Origin of the sequence: Capnocytophaga sp. oral taxon 323, from assembly GCF_001278825.1 — a bacterium.
In the GTDB taxonomy this organism is placed as follows: domain Bacteria; phylum Bacteroidota; class Bacteroidia; order Flavobacteriales; family Flavobacteriaceae; genus Capnocytophaga; species Capnocytophaga ochracea.
On the sequence record NZ_CP012589.1, the window covers coordinates 1963450 to 1983254 of the forward strand.

Here is a 19805-nt window from a genome sequence, read left to right on the forward strand (position 1 = left end):
GCTAGGACTAATCGTCTGTCGTGCTACGACTAAAAATCCTATCCAAAAGCCCTTTTTTCTTTTCTTTCCCTTCCTGTGTAGCTGTTTGAGTGCTTGGTGCTGGCGCAGGTGTATTGGCAGGATTTACCACATCGTCTACCGATATATCTTCCTCATCTTCCACATTGTGTAGCTTACCTTTGCGCTCATAAATCCGATAATGCACATCTCCTGCTCTTATGGTATCTTTGGCAGTACTGCTCAAAAGGCGGTCAAAGAAACCTTCGCGTACAGTAGGCTCACATTCAGTTACCTCCGTACGTATCTCTTCGCTTACCTTAAAAGTAGCTCGCGTTAGGTCTTTATACTTGCTGTTGCGGTTCAGTTGCGATACAAACAAGGCAGCAATAGGCAATGCCGAGTTAGCTCCTTGTCCCAAACGCGTACTTTTAAAACCTATCTGCTGGTCATTACCCACCCACGTAATCATTACAAGGTTGGGAAGCATTCCCGCAAACCAACCGTCTTTATTGTCTTGGGTCGTACCAGTTTTACCCGCAAGGTCATTGGTAAGTCCGTATTGCCCACGCATACGTGATGCGGTACCTTCGTTCACGGTCGAGCGCATCATCTGTATCATTATTTGGGCAGTGCGTTCACTCAGTGCAGGAGCTAAAACCTTAGGTTTGCGTTCCCATATTACTTCCCCTTTTTTGTTCTCTATTCGGGTGATAAAATAAGGCTCTACAGGCACCCCTTTGTTCGCAAAAGCCGTATAAGCCTTAGCTACTTCTATCACCGATAGTTCAGCCGAACCCAATGCTATCGAAGGTACATTCGGTAGGGGAGAAGTGATGCCTAACTGTCGTGTTTTCTTTATCACATTCTTTAGCCCCGCATAAAAGAGCGTTTGTACTGCTATGGTGTTCAATGATTCTCGCAATCCCTTGCATACTGAGTAATATATGTTAGGGTCATCGTCAGTCTTAGAAGCGTTGCGTGGCGACCAATATTCGTAATCAGCATAGGTCAAAGGCAAGGGCGAAAAGTGCGTGCACACAGGCATTCCCATCTCTAAGGCAGTAGCGTATACTATCGGTTTAAAAACTGAGCCCACTTGGCGACGGCTTTGTAGGATATGGTCGTACTTAAAGTAGCGGAAGTCTGCCCCACCCACATAAGTTTTAATTGCGCCCGTTTGAGGCTCTACACTCACAAATCCCGTGTTTAATATGCGTATAAAACGCGACAAACTGTCCAATGTACTATGCCTTTTAATACTGTCTTCGGTATAGAAAGATAAATCCATCGGCTTCTTCTCACTCAGCTTCGCCCATATCTGCGCTTCCGAGAGTTTTTGCTCTTCAAGTTCTTTATAAGCAGGCAACTTCTTCACTTCTTCCTTAAACCAGTCACTGTCCAAGTTCCAAGGAGCACGTTTGCCATAGGTCTGTTCAAAATCTTGTTGTAACGATGTCAAATGCTTTTCCACTGCTTTCTCAGCATACTCCTGCATTGTCTTGTCAATGGTCGTATAGATGCGCAATCCATCTTTATAGATATTATAAGCCGAACCGTCTGGCTTCTTCACGTCTTTCAGCAGTTCAGGTAATAGTAAGCGTATTTGTTCTACAAGATAAGGCGCTACACCATCTTTTTCAGCGGTAGTTGCCGTAGTTTTAAGAGTGTCTTTTGTATGAACTTTAAAGTCGTCTTCGGTCAGCAAGTTGTTTTTCTTCATCTGTGCCAACACCACATTCCGACGCTCTTCACTGCGCTTGGGTGAGGTACGCGGATTATAGCTATTCGTCGCTTTAAGCGTACCGATAAGCGTAGCCGCTTCATTAAGCGTAAGGTCTCTCGCCGATTTGTCAAAGAATCGTTGCGCCGCACTTTCTATCCCGTAAGTATTATCGCTGAAAGGCACAGTATTGAGGTAAAGCGTCAAGATTTCCTCCTTGCTGTATACCTTTTCTATGCGTCTGGCTATAATCATCTCTTTGATTTTGTGTATAGGCATCGAAAGTTTCCCGTAGCGCTGTCCACGTCCATAAATATTTTTAGCCAACTGCATTGTAACAGTACTTCCCCCTCCTGACGAGTCGTCTTGCAAAAGTAGTGATTTAAAGAACACCCTAAACAAACTCTTCGTGTCTACCCCTTTGTGCAAGTAAAAACGCTCGTCTTCGGTAGCGATAAGTGCGTTGATAAGATAAGGAGGAAAGTCCTTGTATTCTATTTTGGTACGGTCGAAGATATAAAATTTCCCTATCAATTGGTTCTCGTAATCGTAAACAAGACTCGCTTCCGATTGGCGCAACTCTTTCAAATCCTCCTCTGAGGGTAACCTGCCAAAAGCCCCAAAGTAAATTAACAAGATGAGCAACAGTATACCTCCTACGCCTATCCCAATTGGTATACCTATCCATTTGAGGTAAAACTGATAAGGTTTAGCCCGCAACCATTGCCAACTGCGGTGGAATATGTTGCCCGTATATACTATCTGTTCCTGTTCCTTTTTCGGAGCGTTTTTTCTATTCTTATATCCTTGGTAAAGTCTAAAGATACCATAAGGAATTATAAGCAAAGCGAAGATAAATACCGCCCAGAGCACTTTTAAGGCATAACGTAGTAATTTATATACCATCGAAGCCAAAGCGATACAGCCTTCTAACAGCCGTGATAGCAGGGTAGCAAGCGCAAGACCGCCTTGTGTAAGTAGCTTCTTAAACGATATATTTTTCAGATTCATACTTAGTTTTAATGATGTTTAAAGTACAAAAGTACGATATAATTTTCAATTAACAAAGAATCCCACCGTTTTTCTTATTCCACTTTATAGCAATTTAAGGTCTAATCCCTTAATAAGTTTCTCTCACCGCTTACACCTTTCCTAAGCCCCTCCGAATTTCTTAACCTCTTTTCCATTTGCTAATTTCCAAATTTGCTAATTCTCTAATTTTCCAACCCGCCTATACTCTTTCCGTCACCTCCCTATTACCTATGCCCTAAGACCTCACACTTCCCCATTTACTAATTTTCTAATTTGCTAATTCCCTAATTATCCCTTCTCCTTCCCGTCGCTACATTCCCCCTATTACCTCCGTCATTCGTCATTCGTTCCCTTTTCCGTCATATTCCCCCTAGTGCCTAAGGCCTAGTGCCTTTTCCTCTTTCTTTCGTCTCGAAACCCCTTTTTTACCATTTTTTACATCGTTGTATTATATTATTAATCAATCATTTATATATCTTTTCTATACCAATCGTCCAAGATTCGTATAAGCTTCCTATAAGCTCTCTATAAGCTAACCCCACTCTCCTTACACCCTTTTTTCACCAAAAGACCTCTTAATCTTCTTATGAAAATCTTCGTTTCCTTTTGAAAGCTCCTAATAGTTCCTACACATCGCTTTTGCGGTATGCACTTTGCCAAAGTTTTTGCCCGTGTGGCTCACACTGCCTGTGCGGCTCGCACCTTTGGCAAAGTTGAATAAACTGACATTTCCTTTGCTGGTGCTTTTCTTGTAGCTCCTGCCAGTTTGATATATTGGATTGGTTATACTAAAAAATATCTTTATAATTAATTGTTTATTGATAATTATTTTGTAGCTTTGCACTCTAAACATCAAAAAAAACACCATGAAAAAATTTTTATTTTTAACCTTAGCTGCTACTGTTTTTGCAAGCTGTAGCAAAGATAAAACAGAGGAACCTGTAAACAACGACATTCCTGCTAGCTACTATGAACTTAGTGCTGACGGTTTGACCCTTGTGAAGTGGACTAACACTAGTACTACTTCACTAGATATGCAAGCCGATAGCAAACTACAAAAAGTAAATACTATTAAAGCAAATGCTTTTAGAAACACCAAACTACAAAGCATAAACCTGCCTGTTAACTTGAAAGAAATAGGTGATTATGCTTTTATAAACTCTTCTATTAGTACAGTTACTTTTAATAGCACATCCAATATTACTTTTGGGGAAGCTGCCTTTGAAAATACCGATATAACTTCGATAAAACTACCCAACACTAAAGAAATAGCAAACTCTCTATTTAAGGGTTGTTACAAACTAAAAGAAGTACAGTTTGGCAAGGTAGAAAAAATAGGTGACAATGCATTTAACACCTGCACAGCTCTTACCCAAATTAATTTAGATAACACTGGGCTTATTGAAATAGGGGAAGCAGCTTTTGCTTCATGTGAAAAAGCTGAAAAAGCTATCTTACCTGAAACCATACGTATAATAGGTTCAAGAGCTTTTTCAGGTTGTTTTGTGTTAAGTAATATTACAGTTAAAGCTTTTTTAGAAGTTCCTACTTTGAAAAGAGATAGTGCTTTTTTTAGTGGATCATCAATAAGAAGAAATATTTATGTGCCTTCAAGAAGAGTAAACGATTACAAGAATGCTCCTAATTGGAGTACTTGGAAAGATGAAATTACTGCTATTATCGAATAAATTAGCAAATTAGTATTTAGAAAATGAGCCAATGTGCATACCTGCACATTGGCTCATTTTGTATTGATTTACTTTATCAAAGTCTAAGATTTCAATTACGAATTACAAAAAAATCGGTTTTGCCTGACGAGCCCGACTCGGCTGATAAAGCCGATTGATTTATTGCCCGTGCGGCTCACACCTTTGGCAAAGTTGAATAAACTGACAATCTTCACTTTCTCATTTTCTCATTCTCTAATCTTCTAATTTGCTAATTAAAAAACAGCTCCCGGTATTTCGTCAGTGTCCAAAGCTCATCATCTACCATAAGTTCTAACTTATCGCAATGGTAGCGTATTACCTCAAAGAAAGGTTTTACTTGCGTGCAATAAGCATCGGCTTTGGCTTCAAAATCGGGTAAGTGATTAGCGTGCTTGCGAGCCTCTACCATTGCCTCCACTTGGCTGTGAATAACCTTGATATGCTCCGAAATATGGCGTATAAGCTCCATTTGCTCAGCAGCTACTTCTTGGTAGCTATCGCCAAATATTTCTTTTAAGCCCTTTACGTTCTCAATAAGCGTATTTTGGTAGCGCACGGCTGTTGGCACCACGTGATTACGAGCAATATCGCCTAATACACGCGATTCTATCTGCACGGTTTTCACGTATTCTTCTAAGCCAATTTCATAACGCGCTAAAAGTTCTACTTTGCTGAGTACTCCTGTACTTTCAAACAAAGCCACAGCCTTCTCACTGATGTTTTCTTTCAATGCCTCAGGTGTCGTTTTATGGTTTGATAGTCCACGGCGGGCAGCCTCTTCCTCCCATTCTTTGCTATAGCCGTCGCCTTCAAAGCGTATTTTCTTACTTTCCTTAATATAGCGGCGCAATACTTTAAAAATAGCATCTTCTTTCTTCTTGCCCCCTTCGATGAGCGCATCAACGGCTTTCTTAAACTCGGTGAGTTGCTGAGCTACTATGGTGCTCAGTACCATTGTAGGTTTGCCACAGTTGGCTTTAGAGCCCACCGCGCGAAACTCGAACTTGTTGCCCGTAAAGGCGAAAGGCGAGGTACGGTTGCGGTCGGTAGTGTCGAGGAAAAGGTCGGGTATTTTGCCTACTACATTCAGTTTAAGTTCGGTTTTTTCTTCGGGAGATAGGTTATCAGACGATACTTCTAAGGCGTCCAACACTTGGGTAAGCTGTTCGCCTATAAACACCGATACAATGGCAGGCGGTGCTTCATTGGCACCTAATCGGTAATCGTTAGTCGCCGATGCTACCGAAGCCCTTAACAAAGGCTCGTATTCACATACTGCCTTGATAGTGCAGATGAAGAAAGTGAGGAATTGGAGGTTCTTGATAGGTGTTTTGCTGGGTGCTAAAAGGTTTACGCCTGTATCGGTAACCAGCGACCAGTTGTTATGTTTGCCCGACCCATTCACCCCTGCAAAGGGTTTTTCGTGGAATAGGATTACAAAGCTATGACGTTCGGCTACTTTGCGCATCACGTCCATCAGCAAAGAGTTTTGATCGACAGCAAGGTTGGCTTCTTCAAAAATAGGAGCCAACTCAAACTGGTTAGGAGCGACCTCATTATGGCGCGTTTTCACGGGGATACCAAGCAATAGGCACTCTTGTTCCAAATCGCGCATAAAAGCCAACACACGGCTGGGAATTGCCCCTAAATAGTGGTCGTCCAGCTGTTGTCCTTTCGCCGCTTGATGTCCTAAAAGCGTTCTGCCGGTAATCATCAAATCGGGGCGGGTATTGGCAAGAGCTTTATCAATGAGGAAGTACTCCTGCTCACAGCCTAAGGTAGTGGTTACTTTGCTCACATTCTTGTCGAAATAGCGCGCAACCTCGGTAGCTGCTTGGTCGATAGCACTAAGGGCTTTGAGCAGTGGCGTTTTGTTGTCTAATGCCTCACCGGTATAGGCGATGAATATTGTAGGGATACAAAGCACGGTGCCGTAGACAAAAGGTGGTGAAGAAGGATCCCAAGCGGTGTAGCCACGTGCCTCGAAAGTATTGCGGATACCGCCATTGGGAAAGCTGGAAGCATCAGATTCTTGTTGTACGAGCTGTCCGCCCCCGAAGCGTTCGATAGCACGGTCGCGGGTAACGGGCTCAAAGAAAGCATCGTGTTTTTCGGCAGTGCCCCCTGTAAGAGGTTGGAACCAGTGGGTGTAATGGGTAGCGCCTTTGGATATTGCCCAATCGCGCATAGCGGTCGCCACTTGGTCGGCTACACGGCGGTCTATTTTAGTGCCATTGTGTATGGCGTTCATTACAGCGGCAAAGGCATCGCGGGTCATCAGTTGGCGCATAGCCTCTTCGTTGAATACATTTTGGGCAAACAGTTCGGAGCGTTTGCCATTTTCGGGTACCGCCACCGGTTTGCGGTTTTGTGCGGTAGTAAGAGCGGTGAATCTTAGCATAGGTAATAGGTAAGTTATTATTATTTTAGTTTTTAGGCAATTTTTGAGAGCGTTCAACTATCATTTTCTCATCACGTGCTACTTTGCGTTCTAATTTCTTAATATCTTCAGCGGGAGGCAATTCTTCTGGCTTGATACCACGTTGTCCTAACATTTGTCGTACAGTTTGGTTATTTTGTACGTGCTCGTGTGTGATGGCAGATTCGCCGTGCAAATCATTACTTTCTACATTGTAATTGGTCATTTCGGTAGCGAGGTTCTTAGCTGCAATCGTAAGCGTTGGTAAGAAATCTGCCAAAGGTCTGTTGGCTTTTATTCCTAACCGTAGCTTCATATCCTCAGTAGTATGTCCGCCAAAAAGAGCGGTATCGCCTTTGGAGCGGATACGCGCAAAGCCTTTATCATCAACGTCACGCTCATAAATATTCTGTGAAAGTTGCTTTTCGGCACTTCTGAGTTTATCGCGTGTTTCTAAACGAGAGAGTAAATTGAGCCGTTCTTCTATGAGTTCCGCCTTACGGGTTTGTACAGCAAAATAACTCTGAGCAAAAGCTACTTCCTCTTTTTTAGGATCGCCATTCTGAGCAATGAGATAACAGGCGTAACGAGTAAGCATAAAATCCATAATTTCACGCTTGGAACCACTACCTAACTCGACCATTTTCGTGACCTCACGAAAATGGTCATCTACATTGATTTGTTGCGACTTACACGAAGCAACTGCTCGGTGTATCGCTACCGAAAAGTTCTCCCATCGGGCATAGCCCAATATGGTTTGTAACTCACGGGCAAACCACACTTCTATTTTCTCTTTGGCATCTTCACTTTCTATATAATGAGTAATGCCGTCAAACAGATTTTTGTACTGTAAAACACTGTTCCTATCCATAATGTTTTAGCGTTTTTAAGTTTCAAGGGGGAAATCTGTCCGATAACTACTACAACGCAATTGTAATCGTTGATTTTTCTTTCGCTTTAAGGGTAACCGTTTTCACTGTCTTCAAACTATTCTTAGTAATTTCAGTGCCCGAAAGATTCTTCTTCCCTGCGTTGTCCTCAGTGTAATACACCACAAACTGATACACTTCTTGCTCATCAATCACATCTACACTCAGTACAAACGAGGCTATCCCCTCATCATCAGTCGCCGACCGCTTCGCGTGAAAAGTAGGGTGCGAGTCACTTTTGTGTTCCCACGCCCATTCATCGTAAGCATATACCTCCCAATTCTTTAAGGGCGTACCGTTGTTGTCTTTTACGTAGACGGTAACATCTACCTTACCTTCTAATTTCTTAATATCCTCTTTACTACAAGAGAGTGCTCCAAAGGCAATAAGGAGCATTAAAATCGTTCTTTTCATTGTTCTTTTATTTAGTTCTAAATTTTTGCTCGTGAGTTTTTTGTTCTCAAATCGTTTTTCTTTTGCCTTCCGTGCTACAGATGCCTGTGTGGCTCAAACTATATATATGGTTCACATTTCCTCATTTGCTTATTTACAAATTTGCTAATTTTTCACCTGTGCGACTCATACTGCTTGTCGTGCTACGACTTCTCTTGCGACAAAAGTAATCATTTTCTTTCATATTGTCACCTTTTTTACAATTTATTTTGTATTTTTGCGCTATCAAGACCATAAACATTACCCAAATGAAAAGATTTTTTTACATCACTTTAAGTGCTTTATGCCTTTTCACAAGTTGCCAAAAAGATAATAACAGCGAAGATAATGGCTCTCTTATCTCCAGCAACACCCCCTTTCCAATGATGGCGTGGATAGGACTCTCCCCTCAATCCTCTACTGAAGCCTATCAAGAAATGAAACAAGCGGGCTTAAATTACAATATGTACACTTATCATTCGCCCCTCGCCCAAGTGAAAGAGGCTTTGAATAAGATGCAAAACCTACAAATGAAGAGTATTGTAAGTTGCTCAGAACTCTCTACCGATACCGAAGCAACCATTAAAGCCCTAAAAGACCACCCTGCTGTGGCGGGCTGGTTTATGGCAGACGAACCCTCAATGAAAGATTTAGATAAGATAGCAGCGAAGATGAAACGCTTTCAGCAAATCGACAAAAAAGGCATCTGCTATGTGAATTTCCTCTCAATAGACACTTCCGAAAAGCAATTAGGTGCCTCCTTTAATGCTTATCTTGAAAAAGCTACCCGCACCCTCCCTCTGCAAATGCTCTCTTCTACCTTCTACCCTATCGTACTGAACAAAGGAGCAAAAGAGAGAACCGTAAACGGATTGTGGTATAAAAACTTAGAAGTCTTCTCGGCAAAAGCCAAAGAATTACGCATTCCTCTATGGACGCTCGTGCTATCATCGTCCCACCCTCTCGGTGAAGGTGGATACCCAGAACCTACTCTTGCCGACCTGCGCTTGCAACTGTACACCAACTTAGCCTATGGTTCGCAACTGATGCAGTTCTTTACCTATACCACCCCTCCTGATAACCTAACTTACAAAGCGCCTATTGCGCCCGACGGCTCTAAAAATGCTACCTATTACCGATTAGCCCAAGCCAATGCCGAAGTACAGAAACTTTCCGGCGTGTTCGTGGGAGCAAAGATGCTCAACGTATGGCATACCGGCAAAAGCATTCCCGCAGGCACAAAAAGATTGGTATTGCCCAAAAACTTTGACGTCCTCAAAACAGGCGATATAGGAGCAACTGTTTCGCTTTTGCAGAACGGGTCTCGCTACTATTTGATGATTGTAAACCACAGTCCTCTCAAAACGTTGCCCTTAGAGATAAAAGCCACTGCCGAAGTACAAGAAGTAAGCAAAGAAGCCCGCTTGCTCCCCGTCAATTGGACAACCTCTAAAACATACACCTTAGAAGCAGGAGATATGCGCCTTTTCTCGTGGACAAAATAAAAGACTTTCTATCTTATAAACTTCCCCCATCTTACCTCCACCTTTCCGTCGCCACATTCCCCCTTTTGAAGGTAGCCAGCGACAGCTGGGTATGTGAATAGGGGGAGGTTTCCTTCGCTGGTGCGAGCTTGTAGCTCGTACACACTTTGCCAAAGATAATTTCCCATTATGCTACGACCCTACATTCCCTTCACTTTTTCCGTCACCACATTCCCCCTTTTCCGTCATACTCCCCCCTAGTGCCTATGGCCTAAGGCCTAGTGCCTATTCCTCTTTCTTTCGTCTCGAAACCTTCTTTTTATCATTTTTTGCATCGCTGTATTATACTATCATTCAACCACTTATATACCCTTTCTATACCAATCGTCCAAGATTCGTATAAGCTTCCTATAAGCTCTCTATAAGCTAACCACACCCTCCTTACACCCTTTTTTCACCAAAAATCCTCTCTCCCCTCTTCCGAATTGCTCCGTTTCCTTCCGAACCCTCCGATGTGTCACTTTTTGTAGCACACACTTTGCCCAAGTTTCAAACTTGGGCAAAGTTGAATAAACTAACAATCTTCATTTCCTAATTTTCTCATTCTCTCATTCTCTCATTTCTCTCGCCCCCACATACCCAGCTGTGAGCTCTCGCTGGCTTTGGCTCGCTCCTCATTCTCTCATTTCCTAATTCTCTAATTTCTCCCCCGCCCGTCGTGCTACGACCCTTGTAATTACTAATGTTTAGAAGGTAGCTATCAAGAACTCTTATAGCACTATCGATAAAATTATAACCCAAAATAGTTGCATTTGGCATTTTTTTTGTAATTTTGCCCCCGAAATAATTTTAAGCAGGTGTACTTCTTATGAAGAACAGATGTAAGTCTTAAAGAAAACAATTTTTATGAAAAATATAAAAAAGAGGTATTATTGTGCCGTGATGATGGCCGTATTTTTTATGTTGGGTTTTACTGTAAAAAGTGATGAAGAGAGAACTACCGTAGTACCGCCCAGCTTCGTAGTAGATATACCTCGTTTGGTTACCGCTATGCCAAAAGAAATAACAAGCGAACCCAATCTGTTTTCCTTAAATCCACCACAAGTAGGAAAAAGTTTTATAGGCTTTAAAGAAGCCTTAGCCTACCGCGAGTCACGAGGCAATTATTTTATAGTAAATAGGTTTGGCTATATGGGGAAATATCAATTCGGAAAATCAGCTTTGCAGTTCTACGGAGTAAAAGACGCTCAGCAATTCCTCAATTCCCCCGAACAACAAGAACGACTTTTTACCCTTAGTCTTCAGCGCAACAAATGGTATTTGCGCAATGAAATCAAGCAATACGTAGGCACTAAAATTAACGGTATAGAAATTACCGAGTCAGGCATATTAGCCGCAGCTCACTTAGTCGGAGCGCAATCAGTAAAAAAATATTTGAAGAAAAAAGGACGCTATGCCTTTGCCGATGGCAATGGTACTACGTTGCAAAACTACCTGAAACACTTTGCAGGGTACGACACAGCACACATTATCCCTGAAAAACTCCCACGTTTTTAGAAACATAAGTTAATCGAAAAACATAAACTTTCTTCATCTTTGCCAAGGTTTTATAATCTTGGCAAAGAATTCTATTTTCTTACTTCTCAGCATTTGCCAATCCCCAAATTTGCTCATTTGCTAATTACTTCATACCTTTGCACCATAATTGGCAAAGTTGCTAATTAGCAAATCCACAAATTAACGACGAATGGTTTACAATCACAAAGAAATAGAAGCCTTTTGGCAAGAATATTGGGCTAAACACCAAACTTTCAAAGCCCAAAATAACAGCACTAAACCTAAGTACTACGTGCTCGATATGTTCCCTTATCCCTCAGGAGCGGGCTTACACGTAGGGCATCCGCTGGGCTATATTGCCAGCGATATTGTAGCGCGCTACAAGCGTCACAAAGGCTTTAATGTGTTGCACCCTCAGGGTTATGATAGTTTTGGTCTGCCAGCCGAGCAATACGCTATCCAAACAGGGCAACATCCAGCCCTCACTACGGCACAGAATATCGCCCGTTACCGCGAACAATTAGATAAAATGGGCTTTTCTTTCGATTGGAGTCGCGAAGTAAAGACCTCCGACCCCGATTACTATCGTCATACCCAGTGGATATTCATACAGTTGTTCAACTCGTGGTATAACAACGCAACCGACAAGGCAGAGCCTATCGAAACGCTTATCGCTCTCTTTGAAACAGAAGGCAATAGCAAGGTAAATGCTGCCTGTGACGACGATACCCCAACCTTCACTGCTGCCCAATGGCACGCAATGACAGCTGAAAGCAAACAACGTCATTTACTAAAATACCGACTTACCTACTTGGCAGAAACCGAAGTAAACTGGTGTCCTGCCTTAGGAACTGTACTCGCCAACGATGAAATCGTGAATGGTGTATCCGAACGTGGGGGTCACCCTGTGATTCGCAAGAAGATGACCCAATGGAGTATGCGCATCACCGCTTATGCCGAACGCCTCTTACAAGGTTTAGACACTATCGATTGGAGTGAAAGCATCAAAGAAAGTCAACGCAACTGGATAGGAAAATCAGTAGGAGCAAGTATTGATTTTTCAGTGGCTAATAACGACGGTAAAATCACTGTATTTACTACAAGACCCGACACTCTCTTCGGTGTTACTTACCTTACCCTTGCTCCCGAGCACCCCTTAGTATTGCAAATTACTACTGAGGAACAACGCGCTGAGGTAGAAGCCTACATCGTAGCTACTGCCAAACGTTCAGAGCGCGACCGTATGGCAGATACCAAAACCGTATCAGGAGCTTTCACAGGGGCGTATGCCATGCACCCTCTTACCGGAAAGCAAATCCCTATCTGGATAGGCGATTATGTATTAGCAAGCTATGGTACGGGGGCTGTAATGGCAGTGCCTGCTGGTGACGACCGCGATTATGCCTTTGCCAAACACTTCAAAGGTGCCAAAGGAATGCCCGAAGTGATTAACATCTTCGATAAAGATATTTCGGAAAACGCCTTTACCGATAAAGAGGGAATGACTTACCAAAATTCGGATTTTCTCAATGGTTGCAATAACTTTGACGAAGCGGTTGACAAAGTGTTAGCTGCCTTAGAAGCCAAAGGAGTAGGCAAAGCCAAAGTGAATTACCGTCTCCGCGATGCTGTCTTCTCACGTCAGCGTTATTGGGGCGAACCTTTTCCTGTATACTATGAAAATGGCTTGCCACAGATGATAGGCGAGGAGTACCTCCCTATTCTTCTACCCGAAGTAGAGAAATACCTCCCTACCGAAGAGGGCAACCCACCGTTGGGCAATGCGACCACTTGGGCGTGGGATACTGTAAACCATAAGGTAGTGAGCAATGAGCTGATTGATAACCAAACTGTATTCCCATTAGAATTGAATACAATGCCAGGTTGGGCAGGCTCTTCGTGGTATTGGTTAGAGTATATGATGGAAAAAGACGCACGTGGAACCTTCCCTACCAAAGCCGTAGTAGACTATTGGCAAAACGTAGATCTCTACGTAGGAGGTAGCGAACACGCCACAGGGCACTTGTTATACTCTCGTTTCTGGAACAAATTCCTCAAAGACCGCGGTTTTGCCCCCACTGAAGAACCTTTCAAAAAACTGATTAATCAGGGTATGATATTGGGTATGAGTGCCTTTGCATATCGCTTAGAGGGCACCAATACCTTTGTTTCTAAAAATCAAGTAAAAGGACAATCAATACAACCTATTCACGTTGATGTTTCTCTCTTAAAAGATACTTCCGATGAGTTAGATATTGATAAATTCAAAGCGTGGCGTAAAGAATTTGCTAACGCAGAATTTATTTTAGAAGAAGACGGCAAGTATATCACAGGTCGTGAAGTAGAAAAGATGTCTAAATCCAAATACAATGTGGTAAACCCCGATGATATTTGCGAGCAATATGGCGCTGATACTTTGCGCCTCTACGAAATGTTTTTAGGACCTTTGGAACAAGCAAAACCTTGGAACACAGCAGGTATTTCGGGGGTGTATAACTTCTTGCGCAAGTTATGGCGTTTGTATTTCAATGACAATGGCTGGCAAGTAACCGATGAAGCCCCTACACCCGAAATGCTCAAAGCACTGCATAAAACGATTAAAAAGGTAAATGAAGATATCGAGAATTTCTCATTCAATACCTCGGTGAGTCAGTTTATGATATGTGTGAATGAGCTATCATCGCTAAAATGCCACCATAGAGGCGTTTTAACACCTCTTGCGGTGCTGGTAGCTCCCTTCGCTCCGCATATCGCCGAAGAGCTCTGGAAAAGGCTCGGAAATGCCGAAAGTGTAACTTATGCACCTTATCCCGTACACGAGGATAAGTATTTACAAGAGGACAGCAAGGAATATCCCGTATCGTTCAACGGCAAAGTACGCTTTAAACGCGCTTATGCTACAAGTATGAGTGTGGCAGAGATAGAGCAAGCCATTCTCACCGATCCTCAAACCGCAGAACAGCTACAAGGCAACACCCCTAAAAAGGTAATTGTAGTGCCTAATAGGATTATCAATATCGTAATGTAGAAAAAAGTCGTTAGTCAATTAGTGATTAACGACTTTTTTTTGAGTTTTCAGCCAAAATTATGGATACACTTTTTTTCTTTCCATTTTTTCTTTTTCTCTTGATTCTCCTCATTCTCGGTGTTAGTATGTACTTTATAATAGTACGCAAAAACGAATTCGAAGAACGCTTAGCACTTTATCGCCCTCAGCACCAACTGTCACAAAAGCGGGAGGCTTATTTGAAAAAGGTACGTAAGTTCCGCTTGTGGGTTACCGGTATTATTATCGTGATTTTTTTAGCGCCTTTGTTTCTTTATCTTGTGCTGATGATACAAGAAGGTGTAGAGGTGCTACACTTGTTGTTTCCTGATGAAATAATAGGGGAAACCCTCCTTTCTTTACTTATTCCCTTTTTGGTGTATTACCTCCTTTCTTATGTGTTCAAGCGCAACGAAAAAGCTCTGCGTATGCTGGTAGAACAAATGAGTGATAGTGATTTCGACTTGCTGTTAAAAGTAAAAGATAGTCTATTTGTTCTCACTCGCTACAATCCGCCATTTGTGTTGTGTAACAAGCAACTGTACTTCTTTATTTTCTATGCGATTCGTGAAATTGACCCTGCTAAAATCACGGATATAGATTGGGGTTATAGCAAAAATGGTTTATATGTAAAAATCAAATCACCAAAAATTACAAGGATTACAATGTCGCGCGAGACATTGTCTTATCTCTTGCAAATTGTTGAACAATATAACCCGAAAATACGAACTTTCTAATTAGCAAACTTGGAAATTAGAAAATTAGAAAATGAGAGAATGAGGAAATTAACAGATTAGTAAATGGAGTAAATGTCAATAATACCACTAATCAACTTTGCCAAAGGTACGAGCCACACGGGCCAGTCGTAGCACGACGGGCTATTAAATTTGGCAAAGTGTGTACCGCAAAAGCGATGTGTTAGTACTGTTAAGAATGTTCGGAAGGAAACGGAGAGTTTCGGAAGAGAGCTGAGAGAAGATTTGGCGAGAAAAGGCTGTTAGGAGGGTGGGGTTAGCTTATGGAGAGCTTATAGGAAGCTTATACGAATCTTGGACGATTGGTATAGAAAGGGTGTGTAAAAAATTGATTCATAATATAATACAGCAACGCTAAAAATGTTAAAAACAGGGTTTCGGGGCGAAAGAAAGAGGAAGAGGCACTAGGCCTTAGGCCATAGGCACTAGGGGGAGTACGACGGGAAGGAGAATGGATAATTAGGGAATTAGCAAATTAGAAAATTAGTAAATGGGGAAGTGTGAGGTGGGAATCCTTGAATAATATGTAAATTATTAAGGGGGCAAATGGTGCTACTTAGGTAATTGTTAGCCAATAAATAATAGGAATAATTTGTTCAAAGGCTTAAAAGGCTAATTTGCTACATTGCGAAAATTAGATTTCTGAACAATAACAGTAGCGAGAGCTGTGGTAAAACCCCAATGAGCCAACTTAAAAACATTAGCCATAAGGACTTCTGGTTGAGGTAAGCTTGTGCTGAAATACAGGCTCCGCTGAGGAATAAGAAAAAGGCTATTATGTAGGTCATATCTTTTTCTACGGCAATACTGAGCAATACTGAGAAGGTAGTAAGCGCCCCCATTCCCATAGCAAACATATTGACTTGCAATCGCAGAAAATGTAAAAACAAAATTATAAAACAACTGATGGCTAAGTTCATCACGTAGAAGTAGAGAATAGGATAGGGGTCGATGGGGGTGATGCCGAAAGCTACCCCTAAGAGCATTGCTATATAGCCGTACAAAAGCCATTTTTGTTTTTCTAAAGGAATGATAAAAGGGTTCTGCAACCAGCCTACTACAAACAAGATGAGGTAGATGAGTGTAGGGATAGCAATGGTAACTATTAGTAATAATAGCCACGTAAACTTCATTTGCTCTACCGGGAGAGGGAAAGGTATATTAAAAAGCACCACCATAGCTCCGTAGATAGGGAACCAGATGGGGTGAGTGAAAAAGGCTATGATATAACTCAAAAAACGCATTGTATTCTTCTTTTTTTGCAAAGGTAGTACAAAATAGCAAAATAGCAAATTTGAAAAAAAGCAAAAAAGCCCCTCGCGTGAGCGAGGGGCTTTTTATTTAAGGAGTGTAAATAATGTTTTCTACTAAGTCGTTGTCGGTATTCTTGGCGAGCTGTGAGTTTTTCTCGTTAAAAGGTGTGGTATAGAGAAACTCTTCGCTACTTAGATGTCCTGCGGGCATCTCGTCGAGGTTCGTCTCGGCAACTTTGTTGGTTCCAGACAGTTCTTTCAGTTCTTCAGCGACAATCTCTTCAAAGAAATTGTCTTTCCTTGTTTTTACATTTTTCATCTTGTCTGCTTTTAAATTATTATTAAACTTTCTTTTAGTCATTAGGTTACACGCCATAGGGCATAGGTTTCGAGGGGTAGCGTTTCTCAAAAGAGGATAACCTCTCCCCCCTTTCACATACTCAGCTACGCTAGCTCGCTGACTTCTCTTAAATAGGGGGAGAAGGGAACTCAAAAGTGACTTTTCACTTTTTCCTTGTCTGGCTCTTTTTCTTTGTTACTCGTGTGGTTTGCACCTCTTCTTGCTCGTGTGGTTTGCATCTTTCGATGAAATCGCTGAGCACGTTCATATAGTTGATGAAGGCTTCGTAAGGCGAATCGTAGGGTAAGCGGTACTTGTGATAGTCGGCACCTGAAAAGAGCTTAGTGCGCATAAAATAGAAGTGCTCACTGGCTTGCAGACGAGTATAATCGTCTATCAGGTCGGCGTTCTTTTTCTTTCTTACCTCTGCTTGTATCTTAAAGAGCTCTCGGAAAGCTTCTTTTTGCAACTCGTTACCCAGCCAAGAGGTGGTATCGCGCTCTTCGTCTGTCCAAGAAATAGGGTAGGGCACAGGCAAGACATATTTAGCAGGGTGCTTTTTGGCTACTTCCTTAGGTAATAAGAACTCATAGTTATCGTCTTCCATCATATAGACGATGAAATAGCGCAAGAAGTCGAAAATACCGCTTTGAGCATTGTTGTAATAGCCTATTACCTCGTAGTTCATAAAGAGATTGAGCACCTCGCTATCTTGCAAGCTGTTTTTCACCCAACTGATATACTTTTCGGAAGTGAGAGGGTATTCACTCCAATTTCTATCGGAAAAGCGTATGGCGATATCATCACTGAGTTTGCTGTTTTTGAGCAAAAGGTTGAGGTTTTCGTCGATAGCGTTTTTGTAGACAAAGTTTGGACTCTTCCAACCCAATACGTGCTTAGCTCCATCGGTGAGCATTGTCTTGAAACCGAGTTTTGCGACGCGTTCGCCTATGGCATCGGAATAGATGAGAGAGGTGTTGCGAAAAGTTACAGGCTTCTTGCCAAAGAGCTCTTTGATAGCCGTAGTATGGCGTTTTACTTGTTGTTCGAACTCATCGGTATCATCGGAAAGCGAAGCCAAAGAGTGGGAATAAGTCTCTGCCAAAAACTCTACACTACCGGTTTGGGCGAGTTCTTGGAAAGAGCGTATCACCTCAGGAGTGTGCATTTCGAGCTGGTCGATAGCACTTCCCGTAATAGAAAAAGCTACTTTGAACTTGCCTTTGTATTTATTGATAAGCTCCAAGAGCAAGGCGTTAGCAGGTAGATAGCAATGCTCAGCCAAATCTTCAAGCTCAGAGCGATTGGCGTAATTATCGAAGTAATTATGTTTCTTACCGATGTCGAAGAATTGATACTTTCTAAGACGTTCGGGATGATGGATTTGGAAATAGATACAAATTGACTTTTTCATCGTTGGTTATTTTATATTAAAGATTCGTAAATGTTTTTGAGTTTCAAGGAAGCTTTTTCCCATTTCAGTTGGTTTACCTCGTCATACCCTTCACGTTGCATATAGTGAGCGAGGGTAGGGTAAGCCAAAATGCCATAAATAGCATCGGCAAGGGCGTTGATATCCCAATAGTCTACTTTGATAGCGTGGTGGAGTACCTCAGCTACTCCCGATTGTTTGGAGATAATAGTAGGTACTCCTGAGCGCATTGCTTCCAAAGGAGAAATCCCAAAAGGCTCGGATACTGAGGGCATCACATACACATCGCTGTATTGGAACATACGCTGTACGTCGTTACCCCTGAGGAAACCCGTGAAGTGGAAGCGGGTTCCCAATCCCAATTGTGCAACACGGCGCACTAAGGGGTTCATCTTCTCACCACTGCCTGCCATTACAAAGCGTACGTTAGGCATACGTTTCATCACTTTTGCAGCTGCCTCAACGAAGTATTCAGGACCCTTTTGTAAGGTGATACGCCCTAAGAAAGTAACGATTTTATCTTTAATACCGCGTTCTTCTTTGGCGTCGGTTTCCGCTTTAAAGTCTACTGCATTGTGCACAGTAATCACTTTCTCGGCAGGGATACCGTATTTTTCGATAACGATATTGCGCGTCCAGTTGCTCACGGTTACTACTCTATCGGCAGCTTCCATACCGCGTTTTTCGATGTCGTATACCAGTGTATTGCGGTTGTACTCGCCCCCGCGGTCGTATTCGGTAGCGTGTACGTGTACGATAAGGGGTTTACCCGAAATCTTCTTGGCGATGATACCCGCGCTATAGGTAAGCCAGTCGTGGGCGTGAATCACGTCGAACTCATAGCGTTGGGCAACAGTGCCTGCTACTAAGGCATAACGGTACACTTCTTCCATTAGGTTGGCGCCGTATTTGCCCGAAAACTGAAATTTGTTATGATACGAAATGCGCTCGCGGTGTTCGCCTTCTTTGAGGTATTGGTCGCGTTCGCGGGCGAAGGTTTCGGGGTCCAGGTAAGGCACGAGGTTCGAACCTATCTCCATAAAATTGATGTGTTTCCAGAAATCTTCAATCTTTTCAGCGTTTTGCAACATCTCTACATCGCTAGCGTTGATAATCTTAGCCACATTGCCGTCCTCATCACCGGAGGCTTTTGGCATCACAAACAGCACTTTTACGCCGTTTTTAGCCAATCCTTGGGCAATACCTAAGCAGGCTGTTCCTAATCCCCCACTGATATGAGGGGGAAATTCCCATCCAAACATTAATACTCTTGCTTTCTTCATATGCTTTTATTTATTCCTTCCCCAATCCCCTCCTACGCAGGGAGCAAGAAGAGCGTTATTCTAATTTTTGTTTTGAGATGATGCTGATTAACTCATAATCATCGGGCAGGTTACCATCTTGAATAGGGTAGTCATAGATGATTCTCTTGACTTTCAACTGATATTTATAACCTTTTTCAAGGGTAATACCTTTTATTTGGTTGTTGCTAAAACAAAGTTCTTTATTACCTATTAGTGCTTTAAAACATTCGAATTTCACTTCAGGCCAACTAAAGGCTTCTCCTATCTCTCCTGTAATTGTAAGTGTCACTTTTTGTACTTCTTTAACTCCATTATTGGTGTAATCACTTTCTTTACTAAGGCAAGAACAGCACAAGACACATATCAATAATATTAAGATATTTCTTATCATAT

14 protein-coding genes are annotated in these 19805 nt (G+C 42.2%); 5 read left to right on the plus strand and 9 right to left on the minus strand.

Going from position 1 to position 19805, the window contains the following annotated elements:
• Nucleotides 1–7 precede the first annotated feature (7 nt).
• Complete coding sequence (locus AM608_RS08470) at nt 8–2731, minus strand: penicillin-binding protein 1A (protein ID WP_053581433.1); 2724 nt, start codon at nt 2729–2731, stop codon at nt 8–10.
• 887 nt (nt 2732–3618) lie between these two features.
• On the opposite strand from AM608_RS08470, the gene AM608_RS08480 reads away from it, so the two are divergent.
• Nucleotides 3619–4440 carry a leucine-rich repeat domain-containing protein gene (locus tag AM608_RS08480; RefSeq protein WP_053581434.1) on the plus strand — a complete coding sequence of 274 codons (822 nt, stop codon included), beginning with the start codon at nt 3619–3621 and terminating at the stop codon, nt 4438–4440.
• 250 nt (nt 4441–4690) lie between these two features.
• Here the strand turns inward: AM608_RS08480 and AM608_RS08485 are convergent, their stop codons facing one another.
• Genes AM608_RS08485 through AM608_RS08495 form a run of 3 tightly spaced genes read right to left on the minus strand, consistent with a single transcriptional unit; the run spans nt 4691 to nt 8223 of the window.
• Entirely contained in the window at nt 4691–6862 is a 2172-nt protein-coding gene (locus AM608_RS08485) for a glutamine synthetase III (RefSeq protein ID WP_053581435.1), read from the minus strand.
• 25 nt (nt 6863–6887) lie between these two features.
• Nucleotides 6888–7751, minus strand: a complete 864-nt coding sequence (dinD, locus tag AM608_RS08490) for a DNA damage-inducible protein D (RefSeq protein ID WP_053581436.1) — start codon at nt 7749–7751, stop codon at nt 6888–6890.
• A 49-nt stretch (nt 7752–7800) separates the two neighbouring features.
• Entirely contained in the window at nt 7801–8223 is a 423-nt protein-coding gene (locus tag AM608_RS08495) for a hypothetical protein (RefSeq protein ID WP_053581437.1), read from the minus strand.
• Between the two features lie 287 nt (nt 8224–8510).
• On the opposite strand from AM608_RS08495, the gene AM608_RS08500 reads away from it, so the two are divergent.
• The 4 genes from AM608_RS08500 to AM608_RS08520 all read left to right on the plus strand — a co-directional run bounded on the left by AM608_RS08500 (nt 8511) and on the right by AM608_RS08520 (nt 15065).
• Nucleotides 8511–9746: a hypothetical protein gene (locus tag AM608_RS08500; protein ID WP_053581438.1), complete on the plus strand. Its 1236-nt coding sequence runs from the start codon at nt 8511–8513 to the stop codon at nt 9744–9746.
• 885 nt (nt 9747–10631) lie between these two features.
• A complete protein-coding gene (locus tag AM608_RS08510; protein WP_009411537.1) occupies nt 10632–11282 on the plus strand; it encodes a hypothetical protein in 651 nt (216 codons plus the stop codon).
• Nucleotides 11283–11472: 190 nt separating this feature from the next.
• Nucleotides 11473–14310, plus strand: a complete 2838-nt coding sequence (gene leuS / locus AM608_RS08515; protein ID WP_053581440.1) for a leucine--tRNA ligase — start codon at nt 11473–11475, stop codon at nt 14308–14310.
• A gap of 125 nt (nt 14311–14435) precedes the next feature.
• Nucleotides 14436–15065, plus strand: a complete 630-nt coding sequence (locus AM608_RS08520; protein WP_253273463.1) for a hypothetical protein — start codon at nt 14436–14438, stop codon at nt 15063–15065.
• A 638-nt stretch (nt 15066–15703) separates the two neighbouring features.
• Here AM608_RS08520 and AM608_RS08525 read toward each other — a convergent pair.
• From AM608_RS08525 to AM608_RS08545, 5 genes are all read right to left on the minus strand, one after another.
• Nucleotides 15704–16327, minus strand: a complete 624-nt coding sequence (locus AM608_RS08525) for a hypothetical protein (RefSeq protein WP_009421420.1) — start codon at nt 16325–16327, stop codon at nt 15704–15706.
• A 97-nt stretch (nt 16328–16424) separates the two neighbouring features.
• Entirely contained in the window at nt 16425–16655 is a 231-nt protein-coding gene (locus AM608_RS08530; RefSeq protein ID WP_053581857.1) for a hypothetical protein, read from the minus strand.
• Between the two features lie 184 nt (nt 16656–16839).
• Complete coding sequence (locus AM608_RS08535) at nt 16840–18090, minus strand: glycoside hydrolase family 57 protein (protein WP_053581442.1); 1251 nt, start codon at nt 18088–18090, stop codon at nt 16840–16842.
• Nucleotides 18091–18101: 11 nt separating this feature from the next.
• Entirely contained in the window at nt 18102–19391 is a 1290-nt protein-coding gene (locus tag AM608_RS08540; protein ID WP_009411518.1) for a glycosyltransferase family 4 protein, read from the minus strand.
• Between the two features lie 55 nt (nt 19392–19446).
• Entirely contained in the window at nt 19447–19701 is a 255-nt protein-coding gene (locus AM608_RS08545) for a DUF4377 domain-containing protein (RefSeq protein ID WP_253273465.1), read from the minus strand.
• Nucleotides 19702–19805: the final 104 nt, after the last annotated feature.

Bases quoted from the DNA above. Each gene is read 5' to 3' on its own strand.
- AM608_RS08470 (WP_053581433.1), bottom strand. From the start codon at position 2,731: ATGAATCTGAAAAATATATCGTTTAAGAAGCTACTTACACAAGGCGGT.
- AM608_RS08480 (WP_053581434.1), top strand. From the start codon at position 3,619: ATGAAAAAATTTTTATTTTTAACCTTAGCTGCTACTGTTTTTGCAAGC.
- AM608_RS08485 (WP_053581435.1), bottom strand. From the start codon at position 6,862: ATGCTAAGATTCACCGCTCTTACTACCGCACAAAACCGCAAACCGGTG.
- dinD (WP_053581436.1), bottom strand. From the start codon at position 7,751: ATGGATAGGAACAGTGTTTTACAGTACAAAAATCTGTTTGACGGCATT.
- AM608_RS08495 (WP_053581437.1), bottom strand. From the start codon at position 8,223: ATGAAAAGAACGATTTTAATGCTCCTTATTGCCTTTGGAGCACTCTCT.
- AM608_RS08500 (WP_053581438.1), top strand. From the start codon at position 8,511: ATGAAAAGATTTTTTTACATCACTTTAAGTGCTTTATGCCTTTTCACA.
- AM608_RS08510 (WP_009411537.1), top strand. From the start codon at position 10,632: ATGAAAAATATAAAAAAGAGGTATTATTGTGCCGTGATGATGGCCGTA.
- leuS (WP_053581440.1), top strand. From the start codon at position 11,473: ATGGTTTACAATCACAAAGAAATAGAAGCCTTTTGGCAAGAATATTGG.
- AM608_RS08520 (WP_253273463.1), top strand. From the start codon at position 14,436: ATGTACTTTATAATAGTACGCAAAAACGAATTCGAAGAACGCTTAGCA.
- AM608_RS08525 (WP_009421420.1), bottom strand. From the start codon at position 16,327: ATGCGTTTTTTGAGTTATATCATAGCCTTTTTCACTCACCCCATCTGG.
- AM608_RS08530 (WP_053581857.1), bottom strand. From the start codon at position 16,655: ATGAAAAATGTAAAAACAAGGAAAGACAATTTCTTTGAAGAGATTGTC.
- AM608_RS08535 (WP_053581442.1), bottom strand. From the start codon at position 18,090: ATGAAAAAGTCAATTTGTATCTATTTCCAAATCCATCATCCCGAACGT.
- AM608_RS08540 (WP_009411518.1), bottom strand. From the start codon at position 19,391: ATGAAGAAAGCAAGAGTATTAATGTTTGGATGGGAATTTCCCCCTCAT.